Source organism: Priestia sp. HNGD-A6, assembly GCF_045784335.1.
Classification (GTDB): domain Bacteria; phylum Bacillota; class Bacilli; order Bacillales; family Bacillaceae_H; genus Priestia; species Priestia zanthoxyli.
Genome location: NZ_CP138621.1, coordinates 3,135,001 through 3,155,734, shown reverse-complemented (window position 1 = coordinate 3,155,734; position 20,734 = coordinate 3,135,001). Strand labels below are relative to the sequence as shown.

The 20,734-nt window shown below is 39.8% G+C and carries 13 protein-coding genes, 20 tRNA genes, 2 rRNA genes and 1 riboswitch (1 of these 36 cut by a window edge); of the genes, 2 read left to right on the top strand and 33 right to left on the bottom strand.

The window, feature by feature from the left end; genetic code table 11:
- Positions 1-67: 67 nt before the first annotated feature.
- A riboswitch (cobalamin riboswitch) is annotated at positions 68-254 on the bottom strand.
- Between the two features lie 277 nt (positions 255-531).
- From menC to SCI76_RS16075, 6 genes are all read right to left on the bottom strand, one after another.
- Positions 532-1,635, bottom strand: coding sequence for an o-succinylbenzoate synthase (menC, locus tag SCI76_RS16100; RefSeq protein ID WP_048019668.1), 1,104 nt, complete (start codon positions 1,633-1,635; stop codon positions 532-534).
- A 3-nt stretch (positions 1,636-1,638) separates the two neighbouring features.
- On the bottom strand, positions 1,639-3,102 hold the full coding sequence (locus SCI76_RS16095; RefSeq protein ID WP_098112340.1) for an o-succinylbenzoate--CoA ligase: 1,464 nt from the start codon (positions 3,100-3,102) through the stop codon (positions 1,639-1,641).
- Between the two features lie 82 nt (positions 3,103-3,184).
- The gene (gene menB / locus SCI76_RS16090) at positions 3,185-4,003 is read right to left on the bottom strand and encodes a 1,4-dihydroxy-2-naphthoyl-CoA synthase (protein WP_013085280.1); all 819 of its coding nucleotides are present in this window, start codon (positions 4,001-4,003) and stop codon (positions 3,185-3,187) included.
- A 16-nt stretch (positions 4,004-4,019) separates the two neighbouring features.
- Positions 4,020-4,829, bottom strand: a complete 810-nt coding sequence (gene menH / locus SCI76_RS16085) for a 2-succinyl-6-hydroxy-2,4-cyclohexadiene-1-carboxylate synthase (RefSeq protein WP_243495221.1) — start codon at positions 4,827-4,829, stop codon at positions 4,020-4,022.
- A 3-nt stretch (positions 4,830-4,832) separates the two neighbouring features.
- Positions 4,833-6,587 carry a 2-succinyl-5-enolpyruvyl-6-hydroxy-3-cyclohexene-1-carboxylic-acid synthase gene (menD, locus tag SCI76_RS16080; RefSeq protein ID WP_033579580.1) on the bottom strand — a complete coding sequence of 585 codons (1,755 nt, stop codon included), beginning with the start codon at positions 6,585-6,587 and terminating at the stop codon, positions 4,833-4,835.
- Positions 6,574-7,995, bottom strand: coding sequence for an isochorismate synthase MenF (locus SCI76_RS16075; protein WP_048019666.1), 1,422 nt, complete (start codon positions 7,993-7,995; stop codon positions 6,574-6,576). Before SCI76_RS16075 ends, menD begins: the two co-directional genes overlap by 14 nt.
- Before the next feature lie 353 nt (positions 7,996-8,348).
- Here SCI76_RS16075 and SCI76_RS16070 point away from each other — a divergent pair, with 353 nt between their 5' ends.
- Together SCI76_RS16070 and SCI76_RS16065 are read left to right on the top strand one after the other, a co-directional pair.
- Positions 8,349-9,101, top strand: a complete 753-nt coding sequence (locus SCI76_RS16070; protein ID WP_013059568.1) for a TraR/DksA C4-type zinc finger protein — start codon at positions 8,349-8,351, stop codon at positions 9,099-9,101.
- A 94-nt stretch (positions 9,102-9,195) separates the two neighbouring features.
- Positions 9,196-9,993, top strand: a complete 798-nt coding sequence (locus tag SCI76_RS16065) for a TIGR00266 family protein (RefSeq protein ID WP_013059569.1) — start codon at positions 9,196-9,198, stop codon at positions 9,991-9,993.
- 38 nt (positions 9,994-10,031) lie between these two features.
- Here the strand turns inward: SCI76_RS16065 and SCI76_RS16060 are convergent, their stop codons facing one another.
- From SCI76_RS16060 to SCI76_RS15930, 27 genes are all read right to left on the bottom strand, one after another.
- Positions 10,032-12,443, bottom strand: coding sequence for a glycogen/starch/alpha-glucan phosphorylase (locus tag SCI76_RS16060; RefSeq protein WP_048019665.1), 2,412 nt, complete (start codon positions 12,441-12,443; stop codon positions 10,032-10,034).
- 13 nt (positions 12,444-12,456) lie between these two features.
- Positions 12,457-13,887 (bottom strand): glycogen synthase GlgA, encoded by a 1,431-nt coding sequence (glgA, locus tag SCI76_RS16055; RefSeq protein ID WP_033579578.1) that lies wholly within the window; start codon positions 13,885-13,887, stop codon positions 12,457-12,459.
- A complete protein-coding gene (locus tag SCI76_RS16050) occupies positions 13,884-14,909 on the bottom strand; it encodes a glucose-1-phosphate adenylyltransferase family protein (RefSeq protein ID WP_025750736.1) in 1,026 nt (341 codons plus the stop codon). The genes glgA and SCI76_RS16050 overlap by 4 nt, the downstream gene beginning before the upstream one ends.
- A gap of 22 nt (positions 14,910-14,931) precedes the next feature.
- On the bottom strand, positions 14,932-16,083 hold the full coding sequence (locus SCI76_RS16045) for a glucose-1-phosphate adenylyltransferase (RefSeq protein ID WP_016765788.1): 1,152 nt from the start codon (positions 16,081-16,083) through the stop codon (positions 14,932-14,934).
- On the bottom strand, positions 16,034-17,995 hold the full coding sequence (gene glgB, locus SCI76_RS16040; RefSeq protein WP_063248613.1) for a 1,4-alpha-glucan branching protein GlgB: 1,962 nt from the start codon (positions 17,993-17,995) through the stop codon (positions 16,034-16,036). The genes SCI76_RS16045 and glgB overlap by 50 nt, the downstream gene beginning before the upstream one ends.
- A gap of 294 nt (positions 17,996-18,289) precedes the next feature.
- A tRNA-Glu gene (locus tag SCI76_RS16035) sits at positions 18,290-18,361 on the bottom strand.
- A gap of 20 nt (positions 18,362-18,381) precedes the next feature.
- Positions 18,382-18,472: transfer RNA gene (locus SCI76_RS16030), tRNA-Ser, on the bottom strand.
- 3 nt (positions 18,473-18,475) lie between these two features.
- Positions 18,476-18,550 (bottom strand) — tRNA-Asn (locus SCI76_RS16025).
- A gap of 3 nt (positions 18,551-18,553) precedes the next feature.
- Positions 18,554-18,630, bottom strand: a tRNA-Ile gene (locus tag SCI76_RS16020).
- Between the two features lie 6 nt (positions 18,631-18,636).
- Positions 18,637-18,710, bottom strand: a tRNA-Gly gene (locus tag SCI76_RS16015).
- Between the two features lie 11 nt (positions 18,711-18,721).
- Positions 18,722-18,797 (bottom strand) — tRNA-His (locus tag SCI76_RS16010).
- A 10-nt stretch (positions 18,798-18,807) separates the two neighbouring features.
- Positions 18,808-18,883, bottom strand: a tRNA-Phe gene (locus SCI76_RS16005).
- 8 nt (positions 18,884-18,891) lie between these two features.
- Positions 18,892-18,967 (bottom strand) — tRNA-Asp (locus tag SCI76_RS16000).
- Positions 18,968-18,971: 4 nt separating this feature from the next.
- Positions 18,972-19,048, bottom strand: a tRNA-Met gene (locus tag SCI76_RS15995).
- 25 nt (positions 19,049-19,073) lie between these two features.
- Positions 19,074-19,166: transfer RNA gene (locus SCI76_RS15990), tRNA-Ser, on the bottom strand.
- Positions 19,167-19,193: 27 nt separating this feature from the next.
- A tRNA-Met gene (locus tag SCI76_RS15985) sits at positions 19,194-19,270 on the bottom strand.
- Positions 19,271-19,300: 30 nt separating this feature from the next.
- Positions 19,301-19,376: transfer RNA gene (locus SCI76_RS15980), tRNA-Ala, on the bottom strand.
- Positions 19,377-19,381: 5 nt separating this feature from the next.
- Positions 19,382-19,458 (bottom strand) — tRNA-Pro (locus tag SCI76_RS15975).
- 4 nt (positions 19,459-19,462) lie between these two features.
- Positions 19,463-19,539: transfer RNA gene (locus SCI76_RS15970), tRNA-Arg, on the bottom strand.
- A 9-nt stretch (positions 19,540-19,548) separates the two neighbouring features.
- A tRNA-Leu gene (locus tag SCI76_RS15965) sits at positions 19,549-19,637 on the bottom strand.
- A 14-nt stretch (positions 19,638-19,651) separates the two neighbouring features.
- Positions 19,652-19,726, bottom strand: a tRNA-Gly gene (locus tag SCI76_RS15960).
- A gap of 23 nt (positions 19,727-19,749) precedes the next feature.
- Positions 19,750-19,831: transfer RNA gene (locus tag SCI76_RS15955), tRNA-Leu, on the bottom strand.
- 14 nt (positions 19,832-19,845) lie between these two features.
- Positions 19,846-19,921: transfer RNA gene (locus tag SCI76_RS15950), tRNA-Lys, on the bottom strand.
- 8 nt (positions 19,922-19,929) lie between these two features.
- Positions 19,930-20,005 (bottom strand) — tRNA-Thr (locus tag SCI76_RS15945).
- A 26-nt stretch (positions 20,006-20,031) separates the two neighbouring features.
- Positions 20,032-20,107 (bottom strand) — tRNA-Val (locus SCI76_RS15940).
- A 9-nt stretch (positions 20,108-20,116) separates the two neighbouring features.
- Positions 20,117-20,232: ribosomal RNA gene (gene rrf / locus SCI76_RS15935) — 5S ribosomal RNA — on the bottom strand.
- A gap of 109 nt (positions 20,233-20,341) precedes the next feature.
- A 23S ribosomal RNA gene (locus SCI76_RS15930) occupies positions 20,342-20,734 on the bottom strand; it runs 2,543 nt beyond the window's last position.

Here is a 20,734-nt window from a genome sequence, read left to right as displayed (position 1 = left end):
ACGAAGATAGAAGAAGACACTAAGTCTTTTCTCAATCCTCGCTCTACCCTCTCACCTCCCGAAGAAGATAAAACGACATAAAAAAGGCAGGTCTCCTGACTTATGCTTCTTTTTACTTTAAGGCCTTCCCATGATGTTTACTCACAGTGGATTTCCTTATTTCATCAGCATTCACAGTTGCGGGGACAGCTTTGGATTTTCACCAAATTCCCTTTTAAGTCTTTTTATCAGACACCTTTTTCACTGGAAAACACAAAATATAGTATTTTATTATTGTTTAACAAACAACATATTGTGTTATGTTATAAACACATTATATAGGACAACTTAGAAAACTATCAACCTATTTTCAAAAATAATTTTGTTTTTTACGATAAAATCCTTCGACTTTTTTCATCAAACTACTCCATCATAACATGTTTTGACACGCTTGATGGAACAATGTGCTCTTTTTAAAAAATTTGTCCTATTTTTCTACTAAACATTGCCAACATCAATAAAAAACCGTTTTTCATAAAAAACGGTTTTTAATTATTTGTATTCTTTTTCAAATGCTGTGATTGTTTTGATAAACTTTTTATCAATATCGTATCCGATCCCCGGTTTTTCCTTCACCTTTATTACTCCGGCTTCTACCTCTACTTCGGGCTTAATAATATCTTTTTCCCAATAGCGAGACGACGCAGAAATGTCACCTGGTATCGTGAAAGAAGGCAGTGTGGCAAGGGCGATATTATGAGCTCGTGAAATCCCGGCTTCTAACATTCCGCCAACCCAAAGCCTTACACCGTGTAGGGCGCATAAATCATGAATTTTTTTTGCTACAGACATTCCGCCAACTCGACCGATTTTCACATTGATAATCTTGCAGCTTTTTTGTTCGATTGCATGACGTGCATCTTCATAGCTCACAATACTTTCATCTAAGCAAATCGGCGTCTTCATTTGCTTTTGTAATAATCGATGATCAAGGATATCATCCGAACTTAACGGCTGTTCGATCATCATTAAATTCAATTCATCTAGTTTTTTCAATGAATCACTATCGCTTAACTTATAGGCTGAATTGGCATCAGCCATAAGAGGAATGCTTGGAAATTCATCTCGAATTTGTTTCAGTAGCTCATAGTCAGCGCCTGGCTTAATTTTCACTTTAAAGCGCTTATAACCATCTTTCATATAAGTCTTTATTTGTTCTTTCATGATGGAAATATCATTTAAGCCAACTACCACTCCAGCTTCTACAGCAGGCCTTACTCCGCCAATTACTTCGGCTAAGGGCTTATTTTGGCGCTTTGCATACAAATCCCATACAGCACAGTCCAAAGCTGCTTTAGCCATGTTGTTGCGCTTTAGAGGTTTGAATAACTTTTGAACATCCTCTGGTTTTTGAAGCTGCTGGTGAAGAAGAGAAGGAATTAAAAAATCGTCTAACATATGAAAACATGTCCGAATCGTTTCTTCCGTATACCAAGGAGATGAAAAAGCAACGACTTCTCCCCATCCTGTAAATCCTTTTTCATCTTCTACTTCAAGCAAAATCAATTCTCGATCCTGGACCGTACCATAGCTTGTTGAAAAAGGAGAAAGAAGCTTCATGTCAATTTTATAAAGATGTACTTTTTTGATAATCATCGATTAAATTCCTTTCTGTATGAACGATGATAGCTTCCGGCGTATGATTTTATTAGAGGCCGTTCGCGGTAGCTCCTCTACTCGAACGAAATACTTTGGAAGTTTGTACTTTGCTAAAAATTGTTGAATGTGTAAAGATAACTCTTCATCTGAAACGTCTTCGTTTATAACAATGCATGCTGCAGGAACTTGTCCCCATTTTCCATCGGCTACTCCCGTTACACCGGCCTCTTTAACAGCGGGATGCTTCAACAAAACATTTTCAATTTCAGCTGGATATACATTTTCTCCACCTGAAATAATAAGGTCCGAACGTCTGTCTAATACATATAGAAAGCCTTCTTCATCCACTTTCCCTATATCTCCTGTATAGAACCAGCCTTGTTGAAGGGCTTTTTTAGTAGCTTCAGGTTTATTTAAATATCCTTTTGTAACATTTGGACCTTTAACAATGATTTCTCCTGCTTCACGTGTTTCATTTCCATTCTCATCTACAATTTTCATTGCACACGGAAATAATGGTTTACCTGCTGATCCCAGTTTTCGCAAACTATCTTCAGGTGAAAGCGTAACGAACTGTGAAGATGTTTCTGTCATTCCATACGTTTGATAAACAGGAATTTCTTTATTCACACAAGCCTCTAAAATAGTAAGCGGTGCGGGTCCTCCTCCTAAAAGCATACAGCGAAATGTATTTGGATATTTACGTTCAGCTAATTCATCCAGCATATTCGATAGCATGGAAGTGACAACCGAAATAATTGTTACTCCTTTGTTTTCAATGGCTTCATTCACCGCTCTTGCTTCAAATCGTTCTTCTAAAATGATTTTCATTCCGTAAAAGACGCTCCGCATTAAAATGGATAATCCGCTAATATGAAACAAAGGAACCGCTATAAGCCAGCAGTCTTTTTCATTTAATCCTAAATTAAGCGCTGAACCAATGGAACTCCACCAGTGATTTCCATATGTCTGCAGCACTCCTTTTGGATTACCTGTTGTTCCAGACGTATACATAATGGTGAACGTCTCCTCGAGATTCCAAGTTTTCTGAAAATACGTTTCTGTTTCTGGAGAACTTTTTAAAGAAGATAAAGGAAGCTGAGTAATAGAACTTTGGAACTCTCTCGTTAAAAATGCTTCATCCGTAATAAGCAACGACACGTTTGCATCTGTTAGCTGATAATTGATTTCTTCATTTGTCAAACGCGTATTGACGAGCAGCACCCGAGCGCCAATATAAGAAACCGCATGTAAAATCTCAATAAACTCCACGCTGTTTTTCATGCATAAAGCAATGGTATCACCTTGCTTTACACCGTTAAACGAAAGCTGCTGCGCTACTTTTTGAACACGCTTATGAAGCTCTTGAAAAGTAAGCGATGTTTGCGGTGTTTCTACCGCCACTCGGTTTGGCGTCAAATATGCTCTTTGCATAAGCCCATTAGGAATCGTTTGGCCACTCATAAATTTCTCTCCTTTTTATACTAATTAACTAAATCAAATTGAAAAAACAGCCTGATGATAATCACCAAGCTGTTTCAGCTGTTTAAGGGAAACGTGGGAACTGTTGGAAGTCTGGATTGCGTTTTTCCTTAAATGCATCGCGACCTTCTTTTGCCTCGTCCGTTGTGTAATAAAGAAGCGTTGCGTCACCCGCAAATTGCTGGATACCAGCTAAGCCGTCCGTATCAGCATTAAATGCTGCTTTTAAGAAACGAAGAGCGGTTGGACTTTTTTCTAACATCTCTTCACACCATTGAATTGTTTCAGCTTCAAGCTGTTCTAATGGAACGACCGTGTTTACTAATCCCATGTCTAGTGCTTCTTGAGCGTTGTACTGACGGCATAAGAACCAGATCTCACGCGCTTTCTTATGGCCTACGATGCGAGCTAAGTAACCAGAGCCATATCCTGCATCGAAGCTTCCAACTTTAGGACCTGTTTGTCCAAAGACTGCGTTATCCGCTGCAATTGTTAAGTCACATACAACGTGAAGAACGTGGCCTCCACCAATTGCATAGCCTGATACCATTGCAACAACCGGCTTTGGAATTACGCGAATTAAACGCTGTAAATCTAGAACGTTTAGACGTGGAATTTCATCTTCTCCTACATAGCCGCCGTGACCGCGAACTCTTTGGTCTCCGCCTGAGCAAAATGCTTTATCCCCAGCACCTGCTAATACAATTACTCCAACGCTTGCATCGTCACGAGCATAAGCAAATGCATCGATCAATTCCATTACTGTTTTTGGACGGAATGCATTGTGCACTTCCGGACGGTTAATCGTAATTTTAGCGATTCCGTTATATGTTTCGTATAAAATGTCTTCATATTGACGTACTGATGTCCATTCAACTGTCATCTTTATTTCCTCCTAATTATGTAGTAGCTAAGAACTCACTTACTATTCTACCAAAAATCTCGGGTTGTTCCACGTGAATTGCATGGCCTGTCCCTAAAATAATTTTAGAAGTAGCATTTGGTATTAATGTTTGCATTTCTTTGGAAATTAAACAAAACTTTTGATCTACTTCTCCTGTAATAAGCAAAACCGGCATCAACAGATCGTCCAGCTTCTCCCAAAGGGACGGCTGGACTCCTGTTCCCATTCCTTTCAAGCTGTTGGAAAGGCCGATTTCTGTATGCGAAAGTCTTTCTTGACGCACCGCTTCTTGAACATAGCTAGGCAATTGCTTTTGAGAACGAAAAAGAGGGATTTCCTCCCAAAAGTTCACAAATTCTTCAATTCCATTTTTCACAATGCGGCTCGCCAGCTGCTCATCTTTTTCTTTTCTTAGCTTTTGTTCTTCTCGCGTTTTTAAACCAGGCGATGCGCTTTCTAATACCAACTTTTTCACAGGGTGTGGATATCGCTGAGCAAATGAGAGAGCAAGCCTTCCTCCCATCGAATATCCAATTACATTCACCTGTGATAGAGATAGCTGTTGAAGCAGCTCATGCAGTGCTTCAACAACTGCTTCCATTGAATATGGTTTGATTTCTTTCGGAGCTGCTGATTGGCCATGACCAATAATATCAACAGCAATCACTTGATAGTCTTTAACGAATTTCTTCATAAAGGTACGCCAGGTTTGAGAAGAACCGGTAAAGCCGTGAAGAAGCAGCAGCGGCTCTCCTTTTCCCTCGGTGTGCACATAGTAAGATACACCATTTAATTGATACATCATTGCTTATTCCTCACCGTTTGACAAATTTATTTCCTCGGAAACAAGTTTCCACAAACTGCGATGAGTCTCTACATTTTCTGTACGAGTTGTGCGAATCTCTACAACATGTAACCCGCCTTTTGTGAAAGCATGGTTCATTGCATGTCGAAATTCTTCCCAGCTGCTTGCTGAAGAAAATGTGCCATCATACAGACGAGTGGCATGCTCAAAATTCAATCCAGTTGGCGTACCGAATAAAAATTCAAAGTGCTTTTCTTGTTTTGACTGCGGTAAAAATGAAAAAATTCCTCCGCCGTCATTGTTAACTAGCACAACGGTTAAATTTAAATTATGCATCTTAGCTGCCAGCAGACCATTTAAATCGTGATAAAAAGATAGGTCACCAATAAATAAAACGGTGTGATCGTAAGCCGTGCTTACGCCTAGAGCAGACGAAACCACACCATCAATTCCATTTGCTCCTCGGTTTACAAAAAGTGGAATATCTTTCTCCGTATTTAAGAAGAAAGAATCAATATCTCGAACAGGCATTGAATTTCCAACAAACAAAGCCGTGCCTTCAGGTACTACATCCACAATTTCTTGAACTACTTGTCCTTCGAACCATTCCTGGCCAGAAGTTAATGTTTTGAGAGCCTGTGCAGTTTGAGCATTAATCTTTTTCCATAGACTCAGCCATGAAGTAGACTCCTCTTGATTCGCTGAAAGGCGCTTGATCAGTTCTTCACAAAATAATGTTTCATTGGCTTCAATCATCACTGTTGAACGCAAAGTAGGATCTCTCCAGCCTTTACCTTGGTCAACTACAAACATTTCTTTCGGCTCGTGTGCTTTTAAAAATTGCAATAGCGGTTTCGATACCGGCATCGCGCCAAAACGAATGACAACTTCGGGGTAAAAACGCTCATCAACCTTATCACTTTTTAAAAATGTATCATATGTCTCTATTACATTTTCTTTTGAATGCTTGCCGCTTCTTAATTGTGATAACGGATCTGCGAGCACCGGAAAGCTTAAAGCGTCAGCTAAACGGCATACGCTGTCTACTGCTTTTAAAGACATTTGATCTCCGCATATAATAAGTCCTTTTGTTGTTCCCTCTAGGCGCTTCGCAATTTCTTCGAATCCTTTTTCAGATAGAGATGCTTCTCCATGAATAGCAGCCACATATGATTTACCGCGTTTCCCCTGACTCCATAAATCTTCAATAGACAAATCTGGTACAATCGGTTCACGTAAAGGTACGTTAATGTGTACAGGACCGCTCGGTATAGCTTGAGCTGTATGAACAGCCCTTGAAGCTACTGTTCGAATATAACGATTCATATCTGCACTTTCTTCTGGTAAAGCTGTATCTACAAACCACTTCGCATACTGACCGAAAAGATGATTCTGATTAATTGCCTGCGGGGCACCTATATCCCTTAACTCGTGCGGCCGATCCGCTGTGATAACGACTAAAGGAATGCGTGAGTAGTGAGCTTCAATTACTGCAGGATAATAATTCGCTGCAGCTGTTCCAGATGTACATACAAGCGCCACTGGTTTTTTCTTTGCTTTTGCTATTCCTAGAGCAAAAAAACCGGCAGAACGTTCATCAATGTTTAAGTGCACATGAATATCAGGGTGCTCAGCCATAAGCATCGCAATAGGCGTTGAACGTGACCCTGGACTGACCACTACTTCTTCAACATTTGCTTCTACTAATTCATCCACGAATGACGCAATATACGTTGTTAATGATTTAATGTGTTCCACGCATAATCCCTCCTAAAGCTGAAAGCATCGGGTTGAATTTAATTTTTGTTTCTTCATATTCACTTTCAGGCGTAGAATCTGCTACAATTCCACAGCCCGCAAATAAAACAGCTTCTTTTTGCTGAATAACAGCCGAGCGGATTCCTACTATAAATTCACCGTTTCCATTGATATCCATCCATCCTAAAGGAGCTGCGTACCACCCTCGGTCAAAGGATTCTAGCTTTCGAATAATAGGCAAGGCCTCCTGTTGAGGATATCCTCCTAACGCTGGTGTTGGATGGAGCTTTTGAATAAATGAAAATAGCGTCACATCTTCCTTTATACGCCCTTTCACAGGTGTATACAAATGTTGAATATGCTTTGTTTTATATAAACTTGGCTTACTTGGAATTTCTACTTCATAACAATAAGAATTCATCGCTTCTTTAATCATATGAACAACAACATCGTGCTCAATTAAGTTCTTAGGATCCTGAAGCAATTCCTCACCTAGTTCGTGATCTTCCTGCCTTGTCTTTCCTCTTGGAATCGAACCCGCTAAACAAGTGGAAAACACGTAATCTCCTTGTTTTTGTACTAGTCTTTCTGGGGAAGCGCCGATAAAATGCTGATGCTCTCCCTCTAAAATATATGTGTAGCTAGTTGGCTGTTCCTTTAACAGACGCTGAAGCACGTATTCAGTAGAAATATCTTCATTAAATTTTACTTTTAATTGGCGAGCAAGAACCACTTTCTCTATAACCTGTTGCTTAATTAAAGTAGTAGCTCTTTCAATATTTCCTTTAAATTTCTCTACCCCAATTTCTTCTTTTTCCAACAGCAAAGGTGAAATATGAGATTCCCCGTCGTACTCTTCACAAAGAACAAGTTTTTGGACCTCTTCGAAATAATTGATGTGCTCTTTTACAGAATCTTGTCCTTTAACCATCATATTAACGGTAAGATATCCTTCTTTATTTACCTGGGTATATAACACAGTTGGAATCATAAATTTTGAACTCGGGAAATCACTCCAATAGTTTTCTCGATACTGATTTGGGTCAAATGAAAATCCTCCAAATAAAAGAGGACCTGTCCCGTCAGGGAAAATTTGGTTATTTTTATAAAAGTCTTCTTTTATAAAGCGCTTCCATTCATTTTCAATGTGGAAATAACGTTCTTTTGCCGCATTGGTGCAAATAGTATGCGCATATCCTAATCCAACAAATGTATAATAACTGTTGGGATCTTTCCAAAAAAAGCGTTCTTTATAAAACTGGTCATGTCCGTTCGCATAAAAAATAAGGGGGTCAATAGGTCTTACTTTTTTCACTAAACTGACCAATTTTGGCTGATTTTCATTTTTTGCACACTCAATCGCATCTTTAATGTATTCTTGTACTAACTGTTCGGTCGTTGCAATCACACTACGTCCCCCCGTTCATCTTTTTTTCTTAAGTCTGTAACTAACTTATTATAAACTTTCAGTTCAAAAAAATCTAGCATCGCGATTCATGAGCAAAAATTAATTTCGCTTGTCTAAATTACGCCTTTTCAGTAAACCAATAAAAAAATCTTTATGATCTATTTAGTACTCTTTAGCCCTCAAGAACGTTATTTTTATCATACCCTTTTCTATAACCTTTACCTTTCTTTAATTTTCCACTCCATTTCTCTCTTAGCTTCATGAATACCCCAAATCCTCCTAATATGAATCGTGTTTTTTTGAATTTTTAACACATACTACAAAAGCACACTAAATTTTTAAGGGGGAGCTTCATGACACTTTCAAAACAAGAAATCAGTCAGTTAAAACAAAATTTACAGCAGCAGCAGGCTGATATTCAATCGCACTTTGATCAAAATGATCATTTTGGTCTAACTCGAAGCGACGCTCACGATGCTGTAGGAGAACTTTCAAGCTACGATAACCACCCTGGTGACACAGCCACAGAAACATACGAGCGTGAAAAAGACCTTGCACTAAATGAACATGCAAAACAAGAGCTACATGAAATAGAAGAAGCACTGCAGGCAATCGCTCACAGCACGTATGGAACATGCAAAGTATGTGGAGCAGATATCTCATTTGAAAGACTTCAGGCTGTACCAACTACTTTATACTGTAGAGAACATAGCCCATCACAGGATATTCCAAAGCACAGACCTGTAGAAGAAAATGTTCTCCATCACCCATTTGGTCAATACGACTATGACGATACCGAGACGACAGGATACGACGCAGAAGATTCTTGGCAAGACGTTGCGCGTTACGGGACGTCTGAATCTCCTTCTGATTTTATAGAAGATACGTCTAACTATAGTGAAACCTATATTGAGGCGGATGAAGCTATTGGGTACGTTGAAGATTATGAAAACTTTGCCGCTACCGATTTATATGGACAGCCTCTTCCTATTTATCCTTCAAAAGAGCATGAGCGATATGAAAATGCACTGGATGAAGAAGGTACGATGACCATATTTGGAGATTTACCGGCCTATGAGAAAGATCCATACACTGAAAAGGAGTAGTTCTTCATACTACTCTTTTTTCTATTTTTAGTAGGAGCTATGGGAGATGACATCGAATGAATAGGAGATTAGAATTAATAATGAGGTGAACATAATGAATGCACATGAAATTGATTATAAATTGTATGGAGATGACATGCAGTTTGTTGAAATTGAATTAGATCCTTCAGAAAGTGTGATAGCAGAAGCTGGAGGAATGATGATGATGGAAGATGATATTGAGATGGAAACCATTTTTGGTGACGGTTCTTCCTCCAACAGCAGCGGACTTTTTAATAAACTAAAAGGTGCTGGGAAACGCGTATTAACTGGTGAAAGTTTATTTATGACGGTATATACAAATAACGGATATCACAAGCGAAAAGTATCTTTCGCTTCACCTTTTCCAGGTAAGATTATTCCTGTCGATTTAGAGCAGCTCGATCATAAAATTATTTGTCAAAAAAGCTCCTTTTTATGCGCTGCCAAAGGCGTATCCGTTGGTATTGACTTTCAAAAAAAACTAGGAACTGGCTTCTTTGGCGGTGAAGGTTTTATTATGCAAAAATTAGAAGGCAATGGCCTAGCATTTTTGCATGCAGGCGGCACCATTCATAAGAGACAGCTGCAGCCGGGTGAACGCCTTCGTGTAGATACTGGCTGTTTAGTGGCCATGACCCGTGATGTAAATTACAACATCGAATATGTAGGGAAAATTAAAACAGCTCTGTTTGGAGGAGAAGGCATGTTTTTTGCTACTCTGTCAGGACCGGGAACAGTTTGGATTCAATCTCTTCCTTTTAGCCGACTAGCCGATCGCGTTTTATCAAGTGCAGTTTCACCAACGGGAGGTAAAGGTGAAGGCAGTATCCTTGGTTCTTTAGGTGATTTCTTAAACGGTGACAACAGATAAAATAAAAAAGGTGTAGTCGTTGACTACACCTTTTTTATTTATTGATTTAATAAATTTTTAGTGGAATGAATTTCCCAAATATCAGATGCATATTCCTCAATCGTTCGGTCACTAGAAAAAAAGCCGGAATGTGCAATGTTCGTCGCACTCATTTGAAGCCATTTATTTTCATTTCCATAAGCTTCGTTTACTTTTTGCTGTGCCGTAACGTATGAGTCAAAGTCACGGAGTACGTAGTATTCATCATTTTGCATTAATAATGAATCATATATAGGCTCGAATAAGTCATATGTGTCAGGTAAGAAGCCGTTTGTGAGCTGCTCGAGCACTTGTCGAATCCGCTTATCATGATGGTAATAATCATAGGCACGGTATCCTCCATTTTGCTGATAGCTCAATACTTCTTCGGCTTTTAACCCAAAAATAAAGACATTATCTTTTCCTACTGCCTCGCTAATTTCGACGTTCGCTCCGTCCATCGTACCAAGAGTTAACGCTCCGTTCATCATGAATTTCATATTTCCCGTTCCCGAAGCTTCTTTGCTGGCGGTTGAAATCTGTTCGCTGACATCCGCTGCAGGAAAGATATACTCAGCAAGTGACACTCGATAGTTTTCTAAAAAAACGACTTTTAAAAACGGTGATGTTTGTGGATCATGATTGACAACATCAGCTACAGAATTAATTAGCTTGATGACTTTTTTTGCATAATAATAGCCGGGAGAAGCTTTCGCACCAAAAATAAATGTACGAGGCACGATTTGAAAATTAGGGTCTTCTTTTAATCGATTGTACAAATACATAATGTGCAGTACATTTAAAAGCTGTCTTTTATAAGCATGAAGCCTTTTAACCTGTACATCAAAAATAGAATGTGAATCTATTTTAATTCCCGTTTGCTCTTGAATAATATCGGCAAGCAGCTTTTTACGCTGTTGTTTTACTGTTTTTAGTCCTTGTAAAAAGCTTGGATCTTCCACATACTCTTGGAGCTTTATAAGAGAATGCGGCTGTTTAATCCATTTATCTCCTATCACCTCGGTAATAAGAGAGGAAAGCTGCGGGTTAGCTTTTAACAACCAGCGCCGGTGGGTAATTCCATTCGTTTTATTGTTAAATTTAGCAGGATAAAACTGATAAAAATCTTTCATTTCTCGTTCTTTTAAAATATCAGTATGAATCTTTGCCACGCCGTTTACTTTATAACTTCCCACAATTGCTAAATGAGCCATCTTTACTAGCCCGTGCGCTACAATAGCCATATTTTCAATCCGCTGCCAGTCTCCTGGATATGCTTCCCATAATTCTTTACAAAAGCGCTCATTAATTTCTTCAATAATCATATACACTCGTGGAAGCAAGGGTTGAAATAAATCAATCGGCCATTTCTCAAGGGCTTCAGAAAGAGTCGTATGGTTTGTGTATGAAATGGTATTGGACGTAATATGCCATGCATCTTCCCATTCCATTTTTTCTTCATCCAGTAAAATTCTCATTAGCTCAGGAATCGCAAGTACAGGATGCGTATCGTTAATATGAATGGCTACTTTTTCGTGAAAGTTTGTAAGTGTTTGATAGGTATTTCGATGTGCTCTGATAATACTTTGTAAGCTAGCTGACACAAGAAAATATTGCTGTTTCAACCTTAATATTTTACCATCTTCATGTGTATCATCCGGATATAAAAATTCTGATACAGCCTCTGTTTGACGCTTATACTCCATCACATCTTTATGTACTGGAAATGATGAAGGCTCCGCATTCCAAAGGCGAAGTGTATTCACTGTATCTGTTTTATACCCGATAACCGGGATGTCATAAGGAACAGCAGAGACGGGTTCTCCTTTTACATGACGAAAAGAGAATGTTCCGTCTTCCTGTACCATTTCAACTTCGCCCCAAAAGTTCACTTCGATTGCTTGATCTAATTTGCGTACTTCCCATGAATTCCCATGCCTTAACCATTGTTCTGGGAGCTCAATTTGAAAGCCGTTTACAATCTTTTGATCAAACAAACCGTGTTTATAGCGAATCCCATAACCGTGACCAGGAAGATTAAGTGAAGCAAGAGAATCTAAAAAACAAGCAGCAAGCCTGCCTAATCCCCCGTTTCCTAATCCTGCGTCTACTTCGATTTCCTCAATATTTTCAAGTGAAATATTCAGATCACTTAATCCTTCTTTTACAACTTCCCGAATTCCTAAGTTCAACAGATTTTGACCCAACAGTCTGCCTAATAAAAATTCGATAGAAAGATAATACACTTGCTTTGTATGTGAAGACCTATGAATTTCATTGGTTGAAATCCAATCGCTGCTAATATACTCTCGCACCATATTTCCTAATGTATGATAGTGATCTTGAACAGTAGATTCTTTAAAGCTCTTTCCATATGTCATTTCCAGCTTTTTTAAAAAAGCCTCTTGAAAGCTTTTTTTATCAGAGAACAATCTGCTCACCCTTTCACGATGGAGTAGATGTCAAATTTGAATACAATTGATTATATTTAAATGCCGATTGCCCCCAGCTATAATCCTGACTCATAGCATCCATCATTAATTTTTTCCATACATCTTTCTGGTGATAAAATGAAACAGCTCTTTCTAACGTATGAAGCATGTCATGAGCATTATAATTCTTAAAAGAGAAGCCATTTCCCTCTCCGCTATATTCATTATAAGCTTTGACCGTGTCATTCAGGCCGCCCGTTTCACGCACGACTGGAATGGTTCCATACTTTAAGGCTATTAATTGTCCGAGTCCGCAAGGCTCAAAACGGGAAGGCATTAAAAATAAATCCGTACCGGCATAAACTTTATGAGCAAGTTCCTCATTAAAACCAATAATGGCTTTTACTTGTTGCGGGTACGTATCTTCCATCTCACGGAAAAACTGCTCAAACTCGTGTTCGCCAGTTCCTAAAATAACAATTTGGGCTCCTAAGTTAACCGTCTCATGGAAAACGTGCTTGACTAAATCCAATCCCTTCTGCTGGGTTAACCTTGTAACCATCGAAATAATTGGAACATCCTTATTTTCCTCTAATTCAAGATAGCGCTGGAGCTCTTTTTTATTTTTATATTTTCCTTCAATCTCTTCTACAGAATAAGGATAAGATATAAGCTGATCTGCGTCTGGGCTATAAGCTTCTTCATCGATTCCATTTACAATCCCAATTAAATCTTGATTTCGCTGACGCAATAATCCATCTAAACTTTCTCCGTAATAGGGCATTTGAATTTCATCTCGATATGTAGGACTTACCGTGGTAATTTTATCAGCTGATACAAGAGCCGCTTTCATAAAATTAATATTCCCATAAAACTCGAGCTGGCTTGTAGTAAAATAATAATCATTTAAATTTAATAGCTCATATAAATTGCTTTTAGGGAAAATTCCTTGGAATTGCAAGTTATGAATCGTAAAGACCGTCTGGATATGATCATACATATCATAATTAGCACGAAGTAAAAATGGAATCATAGCCGTATGCCAGTCGTGACAATGAATGATATCAGGCTCATTCTCTAAAAATGGGATAGCTTCAAGCACAGCTCTGCTGAAGAAAGCAAATCGTTCAGCGTCATCGTAGTGCCCATATAAGCTATCTCTTTTAAAATAATATTCATTATCAATGAAAATATATTTAACGCCATCCATCGTTAACGATTCAATCCCACAGTACTGTCTTCTCCACCCAACCTGCACATGAATAACTTTTTCAAGCACCATTTCATCTTGATAATGTTGAGGAATGGTTCCGTACTTTGGCATGACTACACATACGTTCGTTCCTAACTTTTTTAATTCTTTAGGCAGGGCACCTGCTACGTCTGCTAATCCTCCTGTTTTAATAAAAGGTACACATTCTGATACAGCAAATAATACATTCACGACTTCATCAACGCTCCTTGAGTTGTTCCTTTAGCAATGACTCTAGGTAGACCTGACTCACCTAGCAACGTTTCATTACTTCCTATTTTCACATCTTTGTCTAAAACAACATTTTCTAATACACTATTTTCTAAAATAACGCCTTTTTGCATCACAATGCTATTCTTAACGACCGTACCTTTTCCAATTTTAACGCCTCGGAAGATAATACTATTTTCCACATGTCCTTCAATCACGCACCCGTTTGCGATCATTGAGTTTTTCACAACCGCTTTTTTTGCGTAACGAGTAGGCGGTTCATCTTTTACTTTAGTGAAAACAGGACGTTCGTTGATAAATAACTGCTTCCAAACATCTGGAGATAAAATTTCCATACTTGTTTTATAGTAGGCATCTAAGCTAGAAATCTCAGCCGTATATCCATGGTGCTCGTACTTTTCTACACGATGAGATTGTGCCATATATCGAACCATTTCTTTAATCGTATAAAAATCATGCGATTCATTTTGCAAAATATTAACTAGAATAGATTTATTAATAATATACATATTAAGCGATTTATCACCCTGCTTCATTTCAGTAATATCTGCATTTGAAGCAATATGACGCTGCAGCACGTGCTCAAAGTCAACTGTACATATCGTATAACTATTAGCAATTAATACGTATTCCTGCTTACTTCTTAAGAAATAATCAATATGATAACGGAACTGCGTGAATAGTGATGGACTCTCTAAGTGTAAATCACTTGTCATAGGAGGGAAGATAAACAATCCATCTCGCTTCCGATCCAAATCCCATTCTTTTCCTGAACCTATATGATCCATCAATGCGCGATAGCGATCACGAGGAAAAATGGCAACGCTCGAAATTCCAGAGTTCACCATATTAGAAAGCGTAAAATCGATTAATCGATAGCGCCCTGCAAAAGGAATGGCAGCAATCGATCTATAAAAGGTTAAAGGCTGCAGCGCTGTTGTGTTTGTACAAGCATCAATAATACCAAGCATTTGATTATTCAATGTCGTTCATCCTCTCTGTTCGTTAAATGCATTTAGCAACTGATTCAATCAATTCTTGAGTAACAAGAATTACTTCTTCGCTTCCTTTGGTCGGTCGAATGATAGTACCGTCTGGAACTTCAATGTCCGATGGAACAATTGCGTTTTCAATATATACGTTAGAGCCTATCTTTGCAGTAGGCATGACAACCGTTTTCTTAACTTCAGAACCTGAACCGATTTGTACACCTGGAAATAACACGGACTGCTCTACGTTTCCTTCGACAACGCACCCTTCATTTACTAATGACTCCACCACGCAGGCGTTTGGCGCAATATATTGAGGAGGCTGATTAGGGTTAACAGAGTATACTTTCCATGAAGAGTCAAATAAATTAAGCTCGTCTTTATCACATAACAAATCCATATTCGCTTCCCATAAGCTTTTTACAGTTCCTACATCTTTCCAATAACCTTGGAATGGATATGCAATTAGCTTTTTCTTTTCATCTAGTAAAAGCGGAATAACATCTTTACCAAAATCATGGCTTGAGTATGGATTGCGTGCATCCATTTCTAAATATTCTTTTAAAATACTCCATTTAAAAATATAAATCCCCATAGAAGCTAGATTATTTTTAGGACGCTGTGGCTTTTCATCGAACTCCATTACATCTAGGTCACTATTTGTATTTAAAATACCAAAACGGCTCGCTTCTTCCCAAGGTACTTCAATAACAGAAATCGTTACATCTGCTTCTTTGTTTATATGATAATCAAGCATATTTTCATAGTTCATTTTATAAATGTGATCACCTGATAGAATCAGTACGTACTCAGGATCATATTGTGTCAAATAGTTTAAATTTTCATAAATAGCGCTAGCCGTGCCTTTATACCACTTTACTCCATCTGACTCCGCGTATGGAGGCAATACTGTGACGCCACCATTCCGTCGGTCCAAATCCCAAGCGCTTCCAATTCCAATGTATGAATTGAGAACTAGCGGTTGATATTGTGTTAATACACCTACTGTTTCAATACCTGAATTTGTACAATTACTTAAAGCAAAATCAATAATTCGATACTTACCACCAAATGGTACAGCTGGCTTTGCTAGATTTTTTGTAAGTGAACTTAGCCGACTACCTTTTCCTCCTGCCAATAACATCGCTACGCATTTCTTTTTTAACATGTTGTTTTCTCTCCCCTCGTTTTCTCTTTGCTCGTAGTATACTAATGCCAAACGGCGGAATATTCATTTCAATGCAAAAAGGTTGACCGTGAAACGATTCATCCACTGATTTTAATGCCTTTTTATTTACAATGCCTGAACCGCCGTACACTTCGTCATCACTGTTAATAACTTCAATGTACTCTGTCTCAACTGGAACTCCAACTTTGTAAGAATGATATGGATACTCAGAAAAATTGCTAACAACTATAAAAATCTCCTGATTTTCTTTCGACTTGCGAATAAAGGAGAAAATTTGTTGATGATGATTGTTAACATCAATCCATTCAAATCCATCTGGATTATGGTCTAATTCATATAAAGGCTTGCTTCTTTTATAAATCTTGATGAGATCCTTCATATATCCGTTAAGATTGCGATGCATGTCAAAGTCATAAAGCATCCAGTCTAATTCTTCCAAATCTTTCCACTCATCAAATTGGCCAAACTCTCCGCCCATAAATAAAAGCTTTTTTCCAGGGTGTGCAAAGAAATATCCATATAGCAGTCGAAGCTGTGCAAACTTGCGCCAGTAATCACCTGGCATCTTATTAAGCAATGATTTTTTCCCATGTACGACTTCATCATGAGAAAGCGGCAAAATAAAGTTTTCGTTAAACGCATACATTAGTGAAAAGGTCATTTTATCGTGAAGATAGGGACGTCTTTCCACGCCAGCTTCCATGTACGTTAAAACGTCATTCATCCATCCCATGTTCCACTTATAATTAAAGCCTAAACCTCCCTCATACGTAGGTGCTGTAACAAGGGGCCAATCCGTTGAATCTTCTGCCATCATTAATATCGTTTCATCAGATTTAAAAACAGCTTCATTCAATTTTTTTAAGAAGCTGACAGCTCCATCATTTACTGCTTTTCCAGAAGAATTTTGCCAATAAAGCATATTAGCTACAGCATCTACTCGAAATCCATCTATGTGGAAGTACTCCAACCAAAACAAAGCGTTCGAAATGAGAAAACTTTGTACTTCAGGCTTGCCTAAATCGAAATTAGCTGTTCCCCAAACATAGTTTTCACGGTCGGGTTCTTTTTTGTATTCATAAGTAGGTTCTCCATCGAACATATACAGACCATGTTCATCCTTACAAAAATGCCCGGGTACCCAGTCTAAAAGAACGCCTATATTATTTTGATGACACTCATCTATAAAGTTCATCAACTCTTTAGGTGTACCGTATCGACTGGTAGCAGAATAGTATCCAGTTCCTTGATATCCCCAGGATCGGTCGAGCGGATGCTCAATGACTGGTAATAACTCAATATGTGTAAAACCTTGTTCAGCAATATAAGGAATAAGCTCCTGTGCTAATTCACTGTATGTATAAAGGCTGCCATCTTCATGAGTCCTCCAAGACCCTGCATGCAGCTCGTAAATACACAGTGGTCTTTCATATATATTTTGCTGTTTTTTCTTTCTACGCCAATATTGGTCGTTCCATTTGTACCCATCCAATGAGTAAACAATAGACGCAGTGTTTGGACGCACTTCACTGAAGAAAGCGTATGGATCTGCTTTTAATTTTTTTTGATTGCTTTGTGTGATGATTTCATATTTATAAATAGTCCCTTGTTCTAATTCAGGGATAAATGTCATCCAAATACCTTCTTCATTAACTTTAACCATTGAATGTTGAAAACCGTTCCATTTATTAAAATCACCTACAACGCTTACACCCTTTGCATGAGGTGCCCACACGCAAAATCGTACGCCTTCAATTCCTTCTACCGTTACCTGATGCGCACCGAAAATAGAGTAACTGCGAAATAAGTTTCCTTCGTGATACAAATGAACATCAAATTCAGTAGGCTGAACCGCTAGATTCACTTTTGCCACCCCTTTAACTTCAAACATAATATACGCACATAATATACGCTTCTTACCACTCATTCCCTTTTATAGTAAAAACATAAACCTTTTCTACAAATATAATAGAATAAATGTTCTTTAAAATTACTCTTTATTCCATACTCTTCATACTTTATTACTTTATGAATAATTCCATATGATATAGGGAAAATCCTGCTTAAAACTTACTTTTTATTCTGAAAATTCATGGTAATTATTCCTAACTATTATTCCTGTTTACTTAATCTTTAAAAAAGCGCAAATAAAAAAAGGTTTGCATATATGCAAACCTTTTTAAGATGACCCGTACGGGATTCGAACCCGTGTTACCGCCGTGAAAGGGCGGTGTCTTAACCGCTTGACCAACGGGCCATATTTAAATTTAAAACGACTGGCGGAGAAGGAGGGATTTGAACCCTCGCGCCGCTTACACGACCTACACCCTTAGCAGGGGCGCCTCTTCAGCCACTTGAGTACTTCTCCGTATGGCTCCACAGGTAGGACTCGAACCTACGACCGATCGGTTAACAGCCGATAGCTCTACCACTGAGCTACTGTGGAATATGGTGGGCCTAAGTGGACTCGAACCACCGACCTCACGCTTATCAGGCGTGCGCTCTAACCAGCTGAGCTATAGGCCCATTATTTGGAGCGGGTGATGAGAATCGAACTCACGACATCAGCTTGGAAGGCTGAGGTTTTACCACTAAACTACACCCGCGTTACTTAAGATGGGGCGACTGATGGGAATCGAACCCACGAATGCCGGAACCACAATCCGGTGCGTTAACCACTTCGCCACAATCGCCGTCTTAAAATGGTGGCTCGGGACGGAATCGAACCGCCGACACAAGGATTTTCAGTCCTTTGCTCTACCAACTGAGCTACCGAGCCAAACAAAATGGCGGTCCCGACGGGAATCGAACCCGCGATCTCCTGCGTGACAGGCAGGCATGTTAACCGCTACACCACGGGACCACTTTGGTTGCGGGGACAGGATTTGAACCTGCGACCTTCGGGTTATGAGCCCGACGAGCTACCGAACTGCTCCACCCCGCGATGATATGAATATGATATAAATAAATGGCGGAGGAAGAGGGATTCGAACCCCCGCGGGCTTTAACACCCCTGTCGGTTTTCAAGACCGATCCCTTCAGCCGGACTTGGGTATTCCTCCGTATATTTATAACAAATGTAACTTATATGGTAGCGGCGGAGGGAGTCGAACCCACGACCTCACGGGTATGAACCGTACGCTCTAGCCAGCTGAGCTACACCGCCATATTATTCGTTACAATTATTTAATTTCATTGGTGGAGCCTAGCGGGATCGAACCGCTGACCTCCTGCGTGCAAGGCAGGCGCTCTCCCAGCTGAGCTAAGGCCCCATAAATGGTCGGGAAGACAGGATTCGAACCTGCGACCCCTTGGTCCCAAACCAAGTGCTCTACCAAGCTGAGCTACTTCCCGTTTATGGCGCGCCCGAGAGGAGTCGAACCCCTAACCTTTTGATCCGTAGTCAAACGCTCTATCCAATTGAGCTACGGGCGCTTATTAAAATGGTGCCGAGGGCCGGACTTGAACCGGCACGGTAGTCACCTACCGCAGGATTTTAAGTCCTGTGTGTCTGCCAATTCCACCACCCCGGCAGGACTTATATACGTGGAGCGGAAGACGAGGTTCGAACTCGCGACCCCCACCTTGGCAAGGTGGTGTTCTACCACTGAACTACTTCCGCGCATATATGAAATTAAGTAAAGATGCGGGTGAAGGGACTTGAACCCCCACGTCGTAAGACACTAGATCCTAAGTCTAGCGCGTCTGCCAATTCCGCCACACCCGCGTGTGAATATTAAATGGTGAGCCATGAAGGACTCGAACCTTCGACCCTCTGATTAAAAGTCAGATGCTCTACCAACTGAGCTAATGGCTCGAAAAAAATGGTGCCGGCAAGAGGACTTGAACCCCCAACCTACTGATTACAAGTCAGTTGCTCTACCAATTGAGCTACACCGGCGTGCAATCTCTGACTTAAATAGTCGATGGTGGAGGATGACGGGATCGAACCGCCGACCCCCTGCTTGTAAGGCAGGTGCTCTCCCAGCTGAGCTAATCCTCCGATATAAAAGCCTGGCAACGTCCTACTCTCACAGGGACAAAGTCCCAACTACCATTGGCGCTAAAGAGCTTAACTTCCGTGTTCGGTATGGGAACGGGTGTGACCTCTTCGCTATCGCCACCAGACATATTATATTATACACTATTATATAAAGAAAGCAATACTTTTTTTCGAAAGATTTATTCTTTCAAAACTAGATAACAGTTTGCTGAGTAAAGCTTACACTTTTAAAGTTTGGTTAAGTCCTCGATCGATTAGTATCAGTCAGCTACACATGTCGCCACGCTTCCACCTCTGACCTATCAACCTGATCATCTTTCAGGGATCTTACTAGCTTGCGCTATGGGAAATCTCATCTTGAGGGGGGCTTCATGCTTAGATGCTTTCAGCACTTATCCCGTCCACACATAGCTACCCAGCGATGCCTTTGGCAAGACAACTGGTACACCAGCGGTGTGTCCATCCCGGTCCTCTCGTACTAAGGACAGCTCCTCTCAAATTTCCTACGCCCACGACGGATAGGGACCGAACTGTCTCACGACGTTCTGAACCCAGCTCGCGTACCGCTTTAATGGGCGAACAGCCCAACCCTTGGGACCGACTACAGCCCCAGGATGCGATGAGCCG

Coding starts and splice junctions, on each gene's coding strand:
- glgB (WP_063248613.1), bottom strand. CDS start 17,995: ATGTTTGAAGTTAAAGGGGTGGCAAAAGTGAATCTAGCGGTTCAGCCT.
- menB (WP_013085280.1), bottom strand. CDS start 4,003: ATGACAGTTGAATGGACATCAGTACGTCAATATGAAGACATTTTATAC.
- menH (WP_243495221.1), bottom strand. CDS start 4,829: ATGATGTATCAATTAAATGGTGTATCTTACTATGTGCACACCGAGGGA.
- SCI76_RS16095 (WP_098112340.1), bottom strand. CDS start 3,102: ATGAGTGGCCAAACGATTCCTAATGGGCTTATGCAAAGAGCATATTTG.
- SCI76_RS16070 (WP_013059568.1), top strand. CDS start 8,349: ATGACACTTTCAAAACAAGAAATCAGTCAGTTAAAACAAAATTTACAG.
- SCI76_RS16065 (WP_013059569.1), top strand. CDS start 9,196: ATGAATGCACATGAAATTGATTATAAATTGTATGGAGATGACATGCAG.
- menC (WP_048019668.1), bottom strand. CDS start 1,635: ATGATTATCAAAAAAGTACATCTTTATAAAATTGACATGAAGCTTCTT.
- SCI76_RS16045 (WP_016765788.1), bottom strand. CDS start 16,083: ATGTTAAAAAAGAAATGCGTAGCGATGTTATTGGCAGGAGGAAAAGGT.